Here is a 17015-nt window from a genome sequence, read left to right on the forward strand (position 1 = left end):
GGACTCGGCATGGAGCCCGAGGAGATCGTCCGGACCCGGACGGTGGACGGAGTGCGTTACGGCTACCGTGTGCTGCCACAGCCCGCCCCGCGCACCGAGCCGGTCGTCATCCTCGGCGGCGCGCTGCAGGGGATGTTCGGCTGGCCCCAGATGGACCATCACGTGGGCGCGGTGGCCGACGTGGTGACCGCCGACCTGCCGGGCATGGGCGACGCCGAGCCGCTTCCCGCGGGTCCCAGCGCCGAACTCCTGTGCAGCGCCGTCACCGGGATCATCGACGATCTCGGCGCGCCGAGGGTCAACCTCTTCGGTTACTCCTACGGCACCTCGATCGCGTTGCGATGCGCCCAGCACAACCCCGGCCGCGTTGCCCGCCTCATCCTCGGCGGAGTGCCCTCCCACATCGACGACAGTCAGCGGGCCCACTGGCTGCGGGCCGAGGAACGGCTGCGCGCCGGTGACTCCGAGGGCTTCGCCACTCTCGCCGCGGAAGGGCTGATGTGCCTCGACCCCGAGCGCCCGGTCCACCGCAGGAAACTGGCCCTGCGTTACGTACGACGCTCCTTCCTGCACGCCCTGGCCCGGTCCCCGCACGCCGCGGACTCGATGAGCCGGGTGCTGGGCGACCCGCCCGACTTCTCCGGCGGGCTGACGGGAGTGCCCGCACTGGTCTTCGCGGGCGAGCACGACACGGTCAGTACGCCGGCGCAGCAGCGGGAGTTCGCCGCCACCATCGAGGGAAGCGCGTTTCTCACCATCGGGCAGACCGACCACTGGGCCGTCCTGGAGCGCCCCGACGACGTGGCGGACCTGGTGGCCCGCTTCTTCACCGACCGTCCCCTGGGCACCGCCCCGGTGCTCGCCTCGGTGCCGCACCAGCACCGGGCCGTACTCGGCGCGGCGATCGCCTGACCCGCCTGTCGTCGTCGGGCACTCCGCCGGCTCTCAGGCGGTGGGGATCCACACGCGCATGGCTCCGGCTCCCCGGTTAGCCCACACCGCGTACGGCACCGCGGTCAGCCCGCCTCCCGTCACCACCGTGACCCCGCCCAGCAGGCCGGGCCGGTGGCCGGCGGTGAGCGGGGTGTCCGGTGGCAGCACCACCTCGTCCAGACGCCGGCTCTGATCCGCGGACTCCAGGCAGTACACGAGGGGCCCGCGCTCGATCGCGACACAGCCGCGCACCGCGTCGACGCGCGGGTCGGGGCGGGTCAGCCGAGGCTCCATCGGCAGGCCGAGCACGACGGTCTCGCCCTGCCGCCAGTCGCGACGTACCCGGAGCCAGCCCGCCTCGGCGATCACCGGCGTACCGTCCAGCGTGGCCCCGGTGCACCAGGCGGGGATGCGCAGCGAGAGCGTCCACACACCGGACCGGCCGGCGGTCACGGCGATGCGCCCGTCCCACGGGTAGCCGGTCTCCACGGAGACGGGCCCGAAGGTCCCCGTCGCGTACTGGTGCAGCTGCACATCACCCCCGTCGCCGCTCGTGCTGGCGAAGTAGTGCGGCAGCGAGGCCAGCAGCCGCATCACGTTCGGCGGGCAGCAGGCGCACCGGAACCACGGGGTGCGGCGGGCGGCCCGGTCGTCGCGACGGCCCTCGTACCCCTCACGGACCTGCAGCGGGTTGACGTACAGCCAGCTGTCGCCGTCGAGCCCTGCCCCGGCCAGGAACCCGTTGAGGAGCGTGCGCTCGATCAGGTCCGAGTAGCGGGCCTCGCCGGTGAGCAGGGCCAGCCGCCAGCTCCACTGCACCGACGCGACGGCCGCGCAGGTCTCGGCGTACGCGCGGTCCGGCGGCAGCTCGTACGGGTCGCCGAACGACTCCAGCTCGTGCCGGGCGCCCAGTCCGCCGGTCAGATACGTCTTCGACGCGGTCATGGCCTCCCACAGCCGCACGGACGCGTCCCGCAGCCCTGCGTCGCCGGTCTCGGCGGCGAGATCGGTGACGCCGGCCAGGAGGTAGAGCTGGCGCACCGCGTGCCCGGTGACCGTCTCCGCCGTGCGCACGGGAACGTGGTCCTGCCAGTAGGCGGCGCCGGGGAAACCCTTCTCGCCGTCACCGAGGAGACCGTGGCCGCGCCGGTCCACGAAGTACCCGGCCAGGTCCAGCCAGCGCCGGTCGCCGGTCTCCCGGTGCAGTTCGACGAGCGCGGTCTCGATCCCGGGGTGCCCGCAGACGCCGTCGATGCGCCGGTCCGCACCGAAGACGGAGTCGATGTGGGTGGCGAACCTCTCGGCGAGGGCGAGGAGTTCCGGCTTTCCGGTGGAGCGGTGGTGGGCCACGGCCGCCTGGATGAGATGGCCGGCGCAGTAGAGCTCATGGCCCCAGTCCAGCTCCTGCCAGCGGCGCTCGGCGTGCGCGACCTGGTAGTGGGTCTGCAGATAGCCGTCCGGTTCCTGTGCGGCGCCGAGCAGTTCGATGAACCGGTCCACGTCGGCGGCGAGCCGAACGCCGTCCGGGGTGTCCGGGTCGGCCAGTTGCCAGGACGCCGCCTCCAGCCACTTGTGGACGTCGGAGTCCTGGAAGGGGAAGTCTCCGGCGAAGCCGCCCCCGCGGGTCGCGGCCGCCCGCAGATTCGCCAGGTTTCCGGCCTCTTCGAGCCTGCGGGGTCCTTGCGGGATGCTGACTTCCGCGTTGGTGCGGCGGCGGGCGGCCCAGAGGCCGCCGCTGATCCGGGCAGGGGTGACGGGACGCAGCACGCTCTGCGCGGTGCCGCTCGGTCGTATCGGTCCGGCGCTCATGAGCGGGGACGATAGCGATACGACCGGTCGAACAGAGGGGCCGCCCGTCGGCGGGCGGCCCCCTGCCTGCCGGGTCAGTGGTGACCGTGGTGCCCGTGGGCCGGGGCGTTCACGTCCACCCGGACGATCTGCGGGTCGTGGTCGCTCGCCTGGTCGGCGAACTCCGCGTTGACGTGCACGACGTCGTAGTCGAAGCGGCGCACGCCGGGGCTGGTCAGGATGTGGTCCAGCGTCTGCGAGTTGCCCTCGTACACGTAGCTGTACTGCTCGTTCTTCGGCAGTGTGGTGATCAACGGCTTGAGCACCTTGCCCTCGGTCAGCGCGCCCACTGTCGGCGAGAACGCGAAGTCGTTGAGGTCGCCGAGTGTGATGACCTGGGCCGACCTGTCCGCGGCCAGCAGCGACTTGACGAAGGTGTTGACCTCCGTCGCCTGCTTCACCCGCTTCGTCTCCGAACTGCGTGTCGGCTCCTGGTAGCGCCCGTGCAGGGGCTGGTCGCCGCCCTTGGAGGCGAAGTGGTTGCCGATGACGAAGACCGCCTTCCCGTGGAAGCGGAACTCGCCGACGAGGGGCTTGCGGCTGTCGTCCCACGCGTCGCTGGCCGGGTCGATCCGGCCGGGTGACGCCGAGAGGGTGACGCCCTTCTTCGTCTTCACGGCCGTCACCGCGGTGGTCGCGTCGCCGCCCGGGTGGTCGACGAAGTCGACCCTCTTGGGGTTGAAGAGGAAGACGTTACGGATGTTGCCGCCGGGCTCGCCGCCGTCCTTGCCGTCCTCCGGGGCGATGTAGCGCCACGCGTAGCGCGGGCCGCCCGCCGCGACGATCGCGTCGGTGAACCGCTTGAGGGTCGCCTCGGAGCCGACCGTTCCGTCGTTCACCGCCCCGTTGTCGTCCTGGATCTCCTCCAGCGACACGATGTCGGGGGAGGAGAGGTTGACCGCGACGCCCGCGGCGAGGGTGTCGAACTTCGCCTGCTCGTCGAGCGCGTCGAGGTTCTCCACGTTGTACGTGGCGACCGCGAGCTCCTTGCTCTTCTGCTTGCGGGTGACCTCGCGCTTGAGGTGGTGATCGGTGAGTGTGCCGAGCTCGGTGGCCTGGAGGCTGTAGCCGCCGAAGGAGTCGTAGTCCATGACACCGGTCGTGGCGCCGGAGAGCACATCGCCCACGTTCGCGGTGGGCACGGGCCCGGCCGGGTCCAGCGACATCACCTTGATGCGGCCGGTGTTCTGGTCGGTGTACGAGGAGTACAGCGTGCCGCCGCGCCGGGTCGGGTTCTCGTCGGGCTTCACCGTCACCCAGACCTCGCCGTACGCGGTCGTCGCACCGGTGACCCGGTTGTCGGCGATCCGCACGCGGGTGCCTTCGAGCGACTCGTAGAGGTCGAGTGCGTACGTCGCCGGATCCAGGGCCAGCGCGTCGATCGAACCGCCGCCCGCCGAGGGGACGTACGCGCCGGGCACGGACGCCGCGTCGAGAACGACCGGGGCGGGCAGCGTGTTGCCCGACGACAGGACGGTGGTCCGCGGTGCGGTGATCTCGGTGATCGACTGGGTGGTGGTCGACGGGTAGTACTCGTCGACCTTGCCGCTGACCAGCACCGAATCGCCCACCGCGACGGCCGGTGCGGCGGAGCCGGTGAAGACGAAGACGCCTTCGGCGGTACGGGCGTCGGCGTCGGGCGTCGCGTCCTGGATCCAGAAACCGCGGGAACCGCTGGTCCGCACGCCGGTGACGATGCCGGGGACGCCCGTCACCGACTGGCCGTTCAGCGGCGACACACGGGTGGTGCCCTGGATGTCGTGCACGCGTACGGTGCCAGGCTCGGTCGGGTCACCGGGGTCGCCCGGTCCCGTGCCGCCGGACGTCTCACCGGCCGTGTTGACCGGTGTCGGGGCGCCCGCCGTCAGGTCGGCGGCGTTGTCGTCGGTGTCGGCGAGCGACGTGCCGCGCGCCACGGAGGCGGTGGCGGAGGCACCCGTCACCGGGCTGCCCTCCCGTACGACCGCGGAGCCGTAGCCGACGAGGTCCACGACGCGGGTCTCGGCGGCGCAGTCGGCTGCCGTCTTGCAGGTCAGCGGGGTGGTGCCGGAGACAAGAGCGACGGTGCCGCTGGCCGCGGACATCGCCACGGTCCCGGTGGCGTCCGGGGTGGGCAGGGCGACGGTGCCACCGGTGCCGGCTGCCTGGGCGATCAGGTAGCGGCCGCCGGGCGCGACCGATCCGGTCAGCGCGGAGACCTGCCACAGCGACCCGGCGGACGGTGCGCCCGGCAGGTACTGGACGCTGAAGCCCGACAGGTCGTACGCCGCCGAGCCGGCGTTGGCCAGTTCGATGAAGTCGCGGGTGAGTGTCGCGCCCGAATTGCCCCCGCCGCCGTACACCTCGGAGATCACGGCGGTCGAGGACGGGGCGGCGAAGGCGGCGGGCAGCGCGGTCGCCGAGAGCGTCACGGCGACCGCGCCGGCCAGGAGGACGGAACGGGGTCGGGATATGTGCACGGTGAACTGCCCCCAAAGTGTGTTGAGGGGGCACAAGCTATGCGCGTAGACCCGGCCATGACAAGGCATCAGAGGTTAATTCCAGAAAACGCCCCGACGGGCATCGGACGCACGGCCGGCGCGGCCGGGGGCGGGGCACCACGCCATGCAGCCGCAATGTGCGGGCAACACCCGCCGCGCGCGGAGCTGTCCATGATGCGGGCACCCCTTTGACCGGGTTATGTCATTCCGGCTACCTTGCGCGACATGCAGCGATCCACACACCTGACGACGCGAGGTCATGTCGACCTCAAGCGTGTGTGCTCCGCCGCGTGTCATCAGGTCTGAGAGCACGGCGCCCGCGCGACCGGCCGCAGGGGTGAGCACCCCGGGTGCAGCCCACCGGACCCTCGCAGGGTGTTTTCTCTCCACGGGAGAAGCAGAGATTCGCTGATCATGCGTCAGCCGAGCTCTGTCACGCCCTTCTTCGAGGAGCGCGCATCGCGTCACCCGCTGCCGTCGAGGACCTGGAAGACACGTGAAGAGTCTGTCTGCGCCCGCCCGCCGTTCCGTCCCCCTGCGCCGATCCGATGTCACCCCCGCCGCGCCCGTGCGCCGTCTCCCGGGCACCGGGGCCGTACTCGGGGCGATCCTCGACCACGGCCCGGTCGCCCGGTCCACCGTCGCCCGGCTCACCGGCCTGTCACCCGCCTCCGTGACCGGGCACGTCGGGCAGCTGCTTGCCCGCGGGCTGGTCCGTGAGAGTGCGGAGACCACCGGCCCTCGGGGGCTCGGGCGGCCGCACATCCCCGTGGAGATCGACACCGGCCGTTACCTGGTGGCCGGGGCGCACATCGCCGTGGCCCATTCGACGGTCTCACTGATGGATCTCCGGGGGCGGGTCGTCGCCGAGGACCGGCGGCCGCACCGGACCACGGACCCCCGCCGGATGCTCGACGACCTGGCCGGGCGCCTCACCCCGCTGGTGTCCGCGCACGCCGCGGGGCGGGACGTCCTCGCGCTGGGCGTCGCCACCGGTCACCGGGTCGACCCGGATTCCGGGGTGATCGTGGAACACCCGCAACTCGGCTGGCGCGACGTACCGGTGCGGGACGTCCTCTCCTCCGCGACCGGACTGCCCGTCCATGTGGACAGCCACTCCCGGGCGCTGGCGCGGGCCGAGCAGATGTTCGGCGAGGCATCGACCCGGGCGAGTACCGTGCTGCTCTTCGTCGGCGCGGTCGTCGACGCCGCGTTCGCCACCGGGGGTGCCCTGCACCGCGGGCCGCGCTCCGGGGCGGGCAGCGTCGCTCATCTGCCGCTCGGCCCGGGAGGATCCGGTGGCGCCGAACCGTGCTCGTGCGGGCGGTCCGGGTGCCTCCAGTCCGAGGTGTCGGAGCGGGCCATGATTCGCCGGGCGGCCGAACAAGGGCTGCCGGCAGCCTCGTTCCGGGACCTGCTCGACCAGGCATTGACAGGCGAGGCACGGGCGGTGGCGCTGTTCCGGCGCCGGGCCCGGCTGGTGGGCCGGGCCGCGGCCCTGCTCCTCGACATGTTCGACCCGGAGGTGCTCGTCGTGGTGGAGCCGGGGGCGGGCCGGATCCCGGAGTGCCTGGCCGACCTCCGTGCCGAAGTGGCGGAGCGCTCATGGGTCTGCGACGACCCGGAGCGGGCCGTGGTGCCGTCCAGTTTCACCGGCTCCGTCCTGGCGACCGCAGGGGGCGCGGTGGCGCTGGGCGCGCTGTACCTGGACCCGCTCGGCCCGTGGCCCGCCCTCCCCGCGGTGTCGTGACACACCTCGAATACCCGACTTAATTCAGACAGTTGCATTGTTGACCGAGCCGGAGCCCCGACGGATGATGGATTCATGACCAGCCAGCAGCGGAATTCACGGTACGCGCCCTCAGCCGCGCGCCGCCGCCGCTCGGCCGCGCCGGTGCGTGTCTCCGCCCGCCGATTCTGTTGTCGCCCCTGTACGGGCTGCCGATAACCACCCGCTGAAATCGTTCCAACGGTTACACGTGTCTGCGCGCAGCCCCGATTCGGCGTGCTCGTCCGGCGTCCGCTGATATTTCTCCGCATTCGCCGATCCCTTTCCTGTATTCGCCTTCCATCCTGGGAGAGACGTTGACCGTCACCGTGTCCTCATATCCCGCGACGGCCGCGCCGGGCATTGCCCCGGACCGGTTCAAGCAGGCCTTCCGCCGCTATCCGGCCGGCGTGGTCGTCGTCACCGCCGACGCCGGTCACGGCCCCGTCGGCTTCACCGCCACGTCGCTCACCTCCCTCTCGCTCGACCCGCCGCTGGTCTCCTTCGGCATCGGGACGGCCACCTCGTCCTGGCCTCACATCGAGCGGTCCGCCACCGCCGTCGTCAACTTCCTGGGTGCCGAACAACAGCGCCTGGCAACGACGTTCGCCACCAGTGGCATCGACCGGTTCGCCGCGCCCACCGCCTGGCGACGGCTGCCGGAGGGCGAACCCGTCCTCGACGGCGTGGCCGGCTGGCTGCGGCTCGAGACCGAGCAGATCGTCCCGGCCGGCGACCACCGGATCGTCATAGCCCGCGTCGTGGACTCCTGGCTCGACGAGGGGCGCAGCCCGCTTCTCTTCCACGACGGCACCTACCACTCGCTCTGACCGCCGGCACGCGCCGAAACCTCCTCACGACCACTGATCGGGAATTCACCATGCCACGCCACGACGTACACCATGCAGTCGGCCGCCGGTCGTTCCTCGCGCTCACCGGCGGGGCGATTCTGGGTCTCGCCGCCTGCTCCCCGCAGGTAAGAACAGTCGCCGGTGCGGAGCCCACCGGCAAACTCCCCTCCGGCGCGCCGCCGCCGGGCACCGAACTGTCGATAGCGGTGCGGACCACCCGCCTTCAACTGGGCCCTGCCGGACTGCGGAAGGATCTGCCGTTCACGGTGTCGCAATGGCCCAATCTGAATGCCGGTCCCGACATCATCCAGGGATTCCGGGCGCACTCCATCGACCTCGCGGTCAACGCCGGAATACCGCCGATCCAGGCCCACGCCATCGGTGTCGCAGCGAAAATCGTCGCGGTGCAGGTGCGACCCCACCCGTCCTACGTCTTCGCGACGGCTCCCGGCTCGGACATCAGGACGGTGGCCGACTTCCGAGGCCGGAAGATCGGCTTCTCCCAGGGGCAGGCGCAGGGCGTGGTCGTCCTGCGGGCTCTGAAGAAGGCGGGTCTGCGCAACAGCGACGTCGAGCTGGTCGCGCTGCCCAGCACCCAGTTCCTGACCGCTCTGCAGTCCAAGCAGGTCGATGTGGCCCCGCTGGGCGAACCGACGCTGACCAAGTACCTCGGCCAGTACGGCAAGGACGGCGCCCGCGGGGTGACCACAGACGTGGTGGACCTGCTCAGCGTCCTGTGGGCGCCCGACGAGGTGCTGCGCGACAGCGCGAAGGCGGCGGCCGTCCGCAGCTTCGTCCCGCTGTGGTCCCGCGGCCAGGTGTGGGCGTGGGAGAACGGCGACGAGTGGATCGACGCGTACTACGTCAAGGACCAGGGCGTCACGAAGGAGGACGGCAGGCGCATCGTGGCCTCCCTCCACAAGCCGCAGTTCCCGGTGAGCTGGGACAAGGCGATCGAGTGGGAGCAGGAGACCGCCGACCTGATGGCCGAGGGCGGCTTCGTGCCGAAGCAGGACGTCACCGGGCTGTTCGACCGCCGCTTCGAGGGGCTGGCGGCGAAGGCCGTACCCGCCCGGTACCGGGAGACGTCATGACCGAGCTGCTGTCGAAGGCACGCGGGTCGCACCGGTCGGCCGGGAGCGCCGGACCGGAGAACCGGCCGCTGCCGCCCCACGACACCACGGACCCCGCGTCGGAGCCGCCCACCGTCTCCGACGCCCGGTCCACCCGGCGCAGGCTCGGCCCCGGCCGCGCCCTCCCGTTCGGCCGGCTGATCGGCCCGGTGCTGGTGGTCGCGGCCTGGTGGGCGGCCTCGGCCGCCGGCTTTCTCGACCCCCGCATCCTGTCCGGGCCCGGCACCGTGGTGTCCACCGCCGCGGACCTGATACGGAGCGGACGCCTCCAGGACAACGTCCTGATCTCGCTCCAACGGGCGGGCCTGGGCCTCTTCTTCGGAGTGGCGGCCGGGGTGATCCTGGCCGTGGCGGCCGGACTCAGCCGCACCGGCGAGTACCTCCTCGACGGACCGTTGCAGATCAAACGGGCCATCCCCTCGCTGGCGATGCTTCCGCTGCTGATCCTCTGGCTCGGCATCGGTGAGCAGATGAAGGTCACCGTCATCGCCCTCGGCGTCGCGGTGAACATGTACATCAACACGTACTCGTCGCTGACCGGCATCGACAGCAGGTACGTCGAACTCGCCGAAGGCCTCGACCTGAGCCGCCCGCAGTTCATCCGCAAGGTGGTCGTCCCCGGCTCGCTGCCCGGGTTCTTCGTCGGCCTGCGGCTGGGCGTGACCGCTTCCTGGCTCGGCCTGATCGTGGTGGAGCAGATCAACGCCACCAGCGGCATCGGCTACATGATGTTCCAGGCCCAGCAGTACGCCCAGTCCGACGTGATCATCGTGGGGCTGGTGGCCTACGGAATCTTCGGCTTCGCCTCGGACGCGGCGGTACGCGCCGTGGAGAGGAGGGTCCTGTCATGGCGACGCACACTGGCGGGCTGAGCGGCATCAGCGCGGGGAGCGGCTGGGCGGCCTTGATCGCGCAGGAGGCAGGCCCCGCGGCGGTACGGACCAGGAAGCTGGTCCGTCGGTTCGGCGACCGGAGGATCCTCAAGGAGCTCGACCTGACGGTGGCGCAGGGGGAGTTCACCGCCCTGCTCGGCCGCAGCGGCTCCGGGAAGTCCACTCTGCTGCGGGCTGTCGCCCGCCTCGACCACACCGTCGAGGGATCCGGCGAACTCGCCGTCCCCGAACGGGTGTCGCTCTCCTTCCAGGACTCCCGGCTGCTGCCCTGGCTCCGCGTGCTCGACAACGTGGTGCTCGGTCTGCGCGGGCCGGCGGTCCGCGAACGCGGGCTGACCGCACTCGCCGAAGTCGGGCTGGAAGGCCGTGACCGGTCCTGGCCGCACGAACTGTCCGGCGGCGAACAGCAGCGGGCCGCCCTGGCCCGCGCCCTCGTCCGGGAACCCGAACTCCTGCTCGCCGACGAGCCGTTCGGCGCGCTGGACGCCCTCACCCGGATCAAGATGCACGGTCTCCTCCGTGAACTGTACGAACGCCACCGCCCCGCGGTGCTGCTCGTCACCCACGACGTCGACGAGGCCGTCGAACTCGCCGACCGGGTACTGGTTCTGGAGGACGGCCGGATCTCCGTCGATCTCTCCGTGGACCTGCTGAACCCGCGGTCGCGGCGCGACCCCCGGTTCCAGGAGTACCGCGACACCCTGCTCGCCGCGCTCGGCGTGACGCAGCCCCACACCACGTACGAGGAGAAGGAAACCCATGTCCCGCAGGCCTGACCGCAAGACGCTCCACCTCAACGCCTTCCTGATGTCCACCGGTCACCACGAGGCGTCCTGGCGTCTCCCCGAGAGCCCGGCCGGGGCGAACGCGGACATCGAGCACTACAAGAACCTCGCCCGGATCGCCGAGCGAGGCAGGCTGGACTCGGTCTTCCTCGCCGACAGTCCCGTCCTGATGGGTGACCCGGGGAGGCGGCCCGCTGCCAAACTGGAGCCCACCGTCCTGCTGACCGCACTCGCCGGCGCCACCGAACACATCGGTCTCATCGCCACCGCATCCACCAGCTACAACGAGCCGTACAACCTGGCCCGCCGGTTCGCCTCGCTGGACCATGTCTCGGGTGGCCGGGCCGGCTGGAACATCGTCACCACGGCGGGTGCCGACGCCGCCCGCAACTTCGGCCTGGACGACACCCCGCTGCACCGGGACCGCTACCGCCGGGCCGGTGAGTTCGTCGAGGTGTCCACCAAGCTCTGGGACAGCTGGGCGGACGATGCCGTGATCGCCGACAAGGAACGCGGCGTGCACGCACTGGCCGAGCGGGTACGCGCGATCGGCCACTCCGGCGAGTTCTTCCGGGTCGACGGGCCGCTCAATGTGCAACGCCCGCCGCAGGGCTACCCGTTGCTGGTGCAGGCGGGCTCCAGCGAGGACGGCAAGGACTTCGCGGCGCGTTATGCGGAGGCGGTGTTCACCGCGCAGCAGACCCTGGAGGAGGGCATCGCCTTCTACAAGGACGTCAAGCAGCGCGCGGCGGCCATCGGCCGCAACCCGGACGGCATCAAGATCCTTCCCGGCATCGTGCCCGTCATCGGCGACACGGAGGCGCAGGCACTCGCCCTGGACGCCGAACTGGAGGCGCTCATCGTCCCCGAGTACGCCAAGCGGCAGCTCGCCCAGCGACTGAAGATCGCTCCCGACGCGCTCGACCTGGACGCCGAACTCCCCGAGGACATACCCACCGAGGACGAGATCGAGGGGGCCAAGAGCCGCTACACCCTCATCGTGGAGCTCGCCAGGCGCGAAAAGCTGACGGTACGGCAGCTGATCGGCCGGCTCGGCGGCGGGCGCGGACACCGGACCTTCGCCGGAACTGCCGAGCAGGTCGCCGACACCATCGAGCACTGGTACGACAGCGGAGCCGCCGACGGATTCAACATCATGCCCGCCGTCCTCCCCTCCGGCCTGGAGGTCTTCGTGGACCGCGTGGTGCCGATCCTCCAGGAGCGCGGCCTGTTCCGTACCGAGTACACCGCCCGTACGCTCCGCGGCCACTACGGGCTGCCGCGCCCCGCCAACCGGCTGTTCGAGCCCGTCGACCGGAGCGAGGGCCACATCGGCATCGGGCTGGCGGAGATCCGGTGACGGACTGTACGCCGGGTTCTGTCGCCCAGCAGCCGTCCCGATGGGCGCGGCGGCTGCTGGGCTACTGCCTGCGCCATCGCACCGACCTGCTGGCCGCCTTCGGCGCGGCCGTGGTCGCGGCCGTCGCCACCGCCACCCTGCCGCTCGTGCTGCGGCACGTGGTGGACGGGGTGGCGGCCGGCACCACCGCCTCGCTCCTGCCGTGGACCGTCCTCCTCGCCGCCGTCGGCGCGGTCCGCCTCGGGGCGAGCTTCACCCGCCGCTACCGCTCCGGCCGGCTCTCCCTGGGCGTGCAGTACGACCTCCGCAACGACGCGTTCGCCGCGCTGCTGCGGCTCGGCGGCGCCCAGCAGGACGATCTGCGCACCGGGCAGGTGGTCAGCCGGTCCATCTCCGACATCACCCTCATCCAGACACTCCTGCAGTTCCTGCCCAACCTCACCGGCAACGCGCTGATGTTCCTCTTCTCCCTGGTCTTCATGGCGCTGCTGTCGCCGCTGCTCACGGTGGTGGCCCTGGTCGTCGGCCCGCTGCTCTGGCTCATCGCCCTGCGCTCCCGCCGCCACCTGTTCCCAGCCAACTGGCACGCCCAGCAGGAAGCCGCCGAGGTCGCCTCGACCGTCGAGGCGACCGTCACCGGCGTCCGCGTGGTGAAAGGCTTCGGCCAGGAACAGCGCGAAGTCGCCGGTCTCGAACAGCGCGCCCGGAAGCTGTTCGCCTCCCGGTTGCGGGTCGTCCGGTTCACCAGCCGTTACAACCCGGCGCTCCAGGCGGTCCCGGCGCTCGGCCAGGTCGCCGTCCTCGCCCTCGGCGGCTGGATGGCGCTGCACGGCCGGATCTCCCTCGGCACCTTTCTCGCCTTCACCACCTACCTCGGCTCGTTCGTCACCCCGGTGCGTCAGGTGGCGACCCTGCTCACCGTCTGGCAGCAGGCACGGGCCGGCGCCGAGCGCGTCCTGGAGGTCGTCGACGAGAGGCCCGCCATCGCCGACGCGACGAACGCCCGGCAGCTGCCCGACGAACCTCCCACTCTCTCCTGGCGCGACGTCACCTTCGGCTACGGGGACGGTGAACCGCTGCTCCGCGGGTTCTCCCTGGACATCCGTCCCGGCGAGACGCTGGCCCTGATCGGCCCGGCCGGCTCCGGCAAGTCCACAGCGGCGGCGCTGCTCGCCCGTTTCTACGACGTTCCGTACGGCTCGGTACGGGTGGGCGGCTGCGACGTACGCGAACTCGCCCTGGCTTCCCTGCGTTCCCGTATCGGCTTCGTCTTCGAGGAGAGCCTGCTGCTCTCCGACACCGTGCGGGCCAACATCGCGTACGGCCTCCCGGACGCCTCCGACGAACAGGTACGGGCCGCCGCGCGGATCGCCAGGGCCGACGAGTTCGTCGACCGGCTGCCCCAGGGGTACGACACGGTGGTCGGGGAACAGGGCCTCACCCTCTCCGGCGGGCAGCGTCAGCGGATGGCTCTCGCCCGCGCGCTGATCGGCGACCCGGCGGTCCTCGTCCTCGACGACGCGACATCGGCCATCGACGCGCGGGTGGAGTCGGAGATCCACCAGCGGCTGCGCGAGGACACCCGGCGCCGCACCACGCTGATCGTCGCCCACCGCAGATCGACCCTGGAACTCGCCGACCGGATCGCCGTACTCGACGACGGACGGATCGTGGAGACCGGAACCCTCGACGAACTCCGTTCCGGTTCGGCCCTGTTCCGCAACCTGCTCTCCACGGCCGATGTCACGGCCGAAGCCACGCCCGGGACCGGGGCAGAGGCTCCCGCGGACGTCATGGTCGGTGCCAGGGGCAGCAACGCCGACGAGACCGCGCCGGAGGCCGTACCGGCGGCAGGTCCCGCGGCCGAGGCGACGGGGCCGCCCGCAGGCACCCTCACCGCCCATCTCTGGCACCGCCCCGACGACCCCAGCTCGGACCAGCTCGAAGGAACCGCCGTCCGCGCCGCCCGGGCCCTCGCCGAAGCCGCGGCCACCTCCGGGCCGGGACGCGGCGGACCGGGCGCCGGGGTCCTGGGCTCGGCCCCGCCCAGTGCCGAACTCATCGCCGGGCTCGCCCGGCTGCCGCTGCCCGCCGCCGACCCCCAGGTCCCCACCGGCCAGGCCGTCGCCGCCGACCCGGCGTTCGGGCTCGGCGTCCTGCTCCGGCCGTTCCGTGTGCCGCTGCTGCTCGGCCTGCTGCTCGTCGCGCTGGACGCACTCGCCCAGATCACCGTGCCTGTCCTGGTACGGCAAGGGGTCGACCGCGGCGTCGCCCACCACGCCGGGGGTGTTCTGCTGGCCGCCGCCGTGGCCGCGGCAGCCGTCGTCGCCGTGAACTGGATGATCGGCGTGGCCCAGGTCCGTACGACCGGACGCACCGGCGAACGACTGCTGTACACCCTGCGCGTGAAAACGTTCGCGCAGTTGCAGCGGCTCGGCCTGGACTACTACGAGCGGGAGCTCGGCGGACGCATCATGACCCGGATGACCACCGACGTGGACGCCCTGTCGAACTTCCTGCAGACCGGACTGATCACCGCCGTGGTCAGCCTGCTGACCGTCCTCGGTGTCCTCGTCACACTGCTGGCGATCGACGCGGAACTCGCCCTGGTGCTGCTCGCCGCGCTGCCGGTGCTGATCGCCGCGACCGCGGTCTTCCGTCACTACTCCGTACCCGCCTACCGGGAGGCCAGGGAACGCATCAGCGCGGTGAACGCCTGCCTCCAGGAGAACGTCACCGCCATCCGCGTCACCCAGGCCTTCCGCCGCGAGCGGCGCAACGCCCGTGACTTCGCCGAACTGGCCTGGTCCTTCCGGGACTCCAGACTGCGCGCCCAGCGCTACATGGGAACCTTCTTCCCGTTCGTCGAGTTCCTCGGCACGCTGTCCACCGCGGCCGTGCTGGCCGTCGGCGCCGGGCAGGTCCGGTCGGGCGAACTGAGCGCCGGCACGCTCATCGCGTTCCTCCTCTACGTCGAGCTGTTCTTCTCGCCGATCCAGCAGCTCTCCCAGGTGTTCGACGGCTACCAGCAGGCCGTCGTCGGCCTGGGCCGGCTCCGGGCGCTGATGCGGACCCCCACCGGCACGCCGCTCTCCCGGGAGGCCCGGCCGGTCGGGGCGCTGCGCGGGGAGGTCGAGTTCGACGGTGTCTCCTTCGGCTACGAGGGCGGCGCCGGCCGACAGGTCCTGCACGGGGTGTGCCTGCGCATCGCCCCCGGCGAGACCGTCGCCCTGGTCGGTGCCACCGGGGCCGGCAAGTCGACCGTCGTCAAACTCCTCGCCCGCTTCTACGACCCCTCGGCGGGTACGGTCCGGGTGGACGGGCACGACCTGCGCGAGCTCGATCTGGCAGGCTTCCGCCGCAGGCTGGGTGTGGTGCCGCAGGAGGCGCACCTGTTCAGCGGCACGGTCCGGGACGCGATCGCCTACGGACGTCCGGACGCCACCGACACCGAGGTGGAGGCGGCGGCCCGCGCGGTCGGCGCGCACGAGATGATCGCCGGGCTGCGGCTGGGCTACCTCCAGCCGGTGGGGGAGCGGGGTCGCGGTCTCTCCGCCGGGCAGCGCCAGCTGCTCGCCCTGGCCCGGGCGGAACTCGTCGACCCGGACGTCCTGTTGCTCGACGAGGCGACCGCTTCGCTGGACCTGGCCACCGAACGCCGGGTGGCCGCCGCGACCCGGGTACTGACCCGCCGGCGTACCACCGTCGTCGTCGCCCACCGGCTGACGACGGCGGCCCGGGCGGACCGGGTGGTGGTCCTCGACGCGGGAACCGTCGTCGAGACCGGCACCCACACCGAACTGCTCGCCGCCGAAGGCCCGTACCGCCGCCTCTGGGACGCCTTCCGGCAGACCGGAGACGCGGCGGCCGTCACCGGCAACCACCCGCAGAACACCGGACTCGTCAAGGAGAGTGCACGATGACCGACTACCGCAACCTCGGCCGAACGGGCGTGAAGGTCAGCCCGCTCTGTCTGGGCACCATGATGTTCGGACCGCGCGGCAACCCCGACCACGACGACAGCATCCGGATCATCCACCATGCCCTGGACTCCGGCATCAACTTCGTCGACACCGCCGACGTCTACTCCGCCGGGGAGTCGGAGACCATCGTCGGCAAGGCGCTCGCCGGTGGCCGCCGCGACGACGTGGTGCTCGCCACCAAGTTTCACGGCAGCCTCGGAAGCGACCCCAACCAGCAGGGGAATTCCCGACGTTGGATCGTCCGCGAGGTCGAGAACAGCCTGCGCCGGCTGGGTACCGACTGGATCGACCTGTACCAGGTGCACCGCCCCGACCCGGACACCGACTTCGACGAGACTCTCGGCGCCCTCTCCGACCTCGTACGGCAGGGCAAGATCCGCTACATCGGCACGTCCACCTTCGAACCCTCCGCGATCGTGGAGGGCCAGTGGATCGCGGAGCGCCGCGGCCGCGAGCGCGTGGTCGCCGAGCAGCCTCCGTACTCCCTCCTCGCCCGCGGCATCGAACGCGAAGTGCTGCCCGTCGCCCAGCGGTACGGCCTGGCGGTGCTCTCCTGGAGTCCACTGGCAGGCGGCTGGCTCACCGGCCGCTACCGCACAGGGGCCGGTCAGCCCGTCTCCAGCCGCGCCGAACGGCAGGCGGAGCGCTTCGACATCGCCTCCCCGGAGAACAGCGCCAAGCTCGCCGCCGCCGAAGCCCTCGCCCAGCTGGCGGAGGATGCCGGGCTGACCCTCGTGCAACTTGCTCTGGCCTTCGTCCTGGAGCACCCGGCGATCACCTCCGCCATCATCGGCCCGCGGACCTTCGAGCAGCTGCAGGGGCAGCTCGGCGCCGACCGGGTGCGGCTGAGCCGGGACGTGCTGGACCAGATCGACAAGATCGTCCCGCCCGGCACCAACCTGTCGGCGCGTGACGCCGGTTACCACCCGGTCGCGCTGACAGACCCGGCGCGGCGACGCCGCGCCACGCCTGCCGCGTAGC

General features: G+C 71.7%; 11 protein-coding genes. 9 read left to right on the plus strand and 2 right to left on the minus strand.

Features of this window, described 5'->3' with window-relative positions; genetic code table 11:
• Positions 1-9: 9 nt before the first annotated feature.
• Entirely contained in the window at positions 10-912 is a 903-nt protein-coding gene (locus tag ACFVXE_RS20755; protein ID WP_389672902.1) for an alpha/beta fold hydrolase, read from the plus strand.
• A gap of 33 nt (positions 913-945) precedes the next feature.
• Here the strand turns inward: ACFVXE_RS20755 and ACFVXE_RS20760 are convergent, their stop codons facing one another.
• A complete protein-coding gene (locus tag ACFVXE_RS20760; RefSeq protein WP_389672903.1) occupies positions 946-2742 on the minus strand; it encodes a glycoside hydrolase family 127 protein in 1797 nt (598 codons plus the stop codon).
• Between the two features lie 74 nt (positions 2743-2816).
• Positions 2817-5240: an endonuclease/exonuclease/phosphatase family protein gene (locus ACFVXE_RS20765; protein WP_389672905.1), complete on the minus strand. Its 2424-nt coding sequence runs from the start codon at positions 5238-5240 to the stop codon at positions 2817-2819.
• A 517-nt stretch (positions 5241-5757) separates the two neighbouring features.
• Here ACFVXE_RS20765 and ACFVXE_RS20770 point away from each other — a divergent pair.
• From ACFVXE_RS20770 to ACFVXE_RS20805, 8 genes are all read left to right on the plus strand, one after another.
• The gene (locus tag ACFVXE_RS20770) at positions 5758-7011 is read left to right on the plus strand and encodes an ROK family protein (RefSeq protein ID WP_389672907.1); all 1254 of its coding nucleotides are present in this window, start codon (positions 5758-5760) and stop codon (positions 7009-7011) included.
• 335 nt (positions 7012-7346) lie between these two features.
• Positions 7347-7859 (plus strand): flavin reductase family protein, encoded by a 513-nt coding sequence (locus tag ACFVXE_RS20775; RefSeq protein WP_389672909.1) that lies wholly within the window; start codon positions 7347-7349, stop codon positions 7857-7859.
• Positions 7860-7909: 50 nt separating this feature from the next.
• Positions 7910-8974, plus strand: a complete 1065-nt coding sequence (locus ACFVXE_RS20780; protein WP_389672911.1) for an ABC transporter substrate-binding protein — start codon at positions 7910-7912, stop codon at positions 8972-8974.
• Positions 8971-9885: an ABC transporter permease gene (locus ACFVXE_RS20785; RefSeq protein WP_389672913.1), complete on the plus strand. Its 915-nt coding sequence runs from the start codon at positions 8971-8973 to the stop codon at positions 9883-9885. Before ACFVXE_RS20780 ends, ACFVXE_RS20785 begins: the two co-directional genes overlap by 4 nt.
• A complete protein-coding gene (locus tag ACFVXE_RS20790; RefSeq protein WP_389672915.1) occupies positions 9861-10682 on the plus strand; it encodes an ABC transporter ATP-binding protein in 822 nt (273 codons plus the stop codon). The genes ACFVXE_RS20785 and ACFVXE_RS20790 overlap by 25 nt, the downstream gene beginning before the upstream one ends.
• Complete coding sequence (locus ACFVXE_RS20795) at positions 10666-12051, plus strand: LLM class flavin-dependent oxidoreductase (protein ID WP_389672917.1); 1386 nt, start codon at positions 10666-10668, stop codon at positions 12049-12051. Before ACFVXE_RS20790 ends, ACFVXE_RS20795 begins: the two co-directional genes overlap by 17 nt.
• On the plus strand, positions 12048-15974 hold the full coding sequence (locus tag ACFVXE_RS20800; protein ID WP_389672919.1) for an ABC transporter ATP-binding protein: 3927 nt from the start codon (positions 12048-12050) through the stop codon (positions 15972-15974). The genes ACFVXE_RS20795 and ACFVXE_RS20800 overlap by 4 nt, the downstream gene beginning before the upstream one ends.
• Positions 15971-17014: an aldo/keto reductase gene (locus ACFVXE_RS20805; protein WP_389672921.1), complete on the plus strand. Its 1044-nt coding sequence runs from the start codon at positions 15971-15973 to the stop codon at positions 17012-17014. The genes ACFVXE_RS20800 and ACFVXE_RS20805 overlap by 4 nt, the downstream gene beginning before the upstream one ends.
• The last annotated feature ends 1 nt before the right edge of the window (position 17015 follow it).

Source organism: Streptomyces sp. NPDC058231 (genome assembly GCF_042882275.1).
Classification (GTDB): Bacteria; Actinomycetota; Actinomycetes; order Streptomycetales; family Streptomycetaceae; genus Streptomyces.

Excerpts from the sequence above, each read along its gene's own strand:
- ACFVXE_RS20755 (WP_389672902.1), top strand. The coding sequence starts at position 10 with ATGGAGCCCGAGGAGATCGTCCGGACCCGGACGGTGGACGGAGTGCGT.
- ACFVXE_RS20760 (WP_389672903.1), bottom strand. The coding sequence starts at position 2,742 with ATGAGCGCCGGACCGATACGACCGAGCGGCACCGCGCAGAGCGTGCTG.
- ACFVXE_RS20780 (WP_389672911.1), top strand. The coding sequence starts at position 7,910 with ATGCCACGCCACGACGTACACCATGCAGTCGGCCGCCGGTCGTTCCTC.
- ACFVXE_RS20785 (WP_389672913.1), top strand. The coding sequence starts at position 8,971 with ATGACCGAGCTGCTGTCGAAGGCACGCGGGTCGCACCGGTCGGCCGGG.
- ACFVXE_RS20790 (WP_389672915.1), top strand. The coding sequence starts at position 9,861 with ATGGCGACGCACACTGGCGGGCTGAGCGGCATCAGCGCGGGGAGCGGC.
- ACFVXE_RS20795 (WP_389672917.1), top strand. The coding sequence starts at position 10,666 with ATGTCCCGCAGGCCTGACCGCAAGACGCTCCACCTCAACGCCTTCCTG.
- ACFVXE_RS20805 (WP_389672921.1), top strand. The coding sequence starts at position 15,971 with ATGACCGACTACCGCAACCTCGGCCGAACGGGCGTGAAGGTCAGCCCG.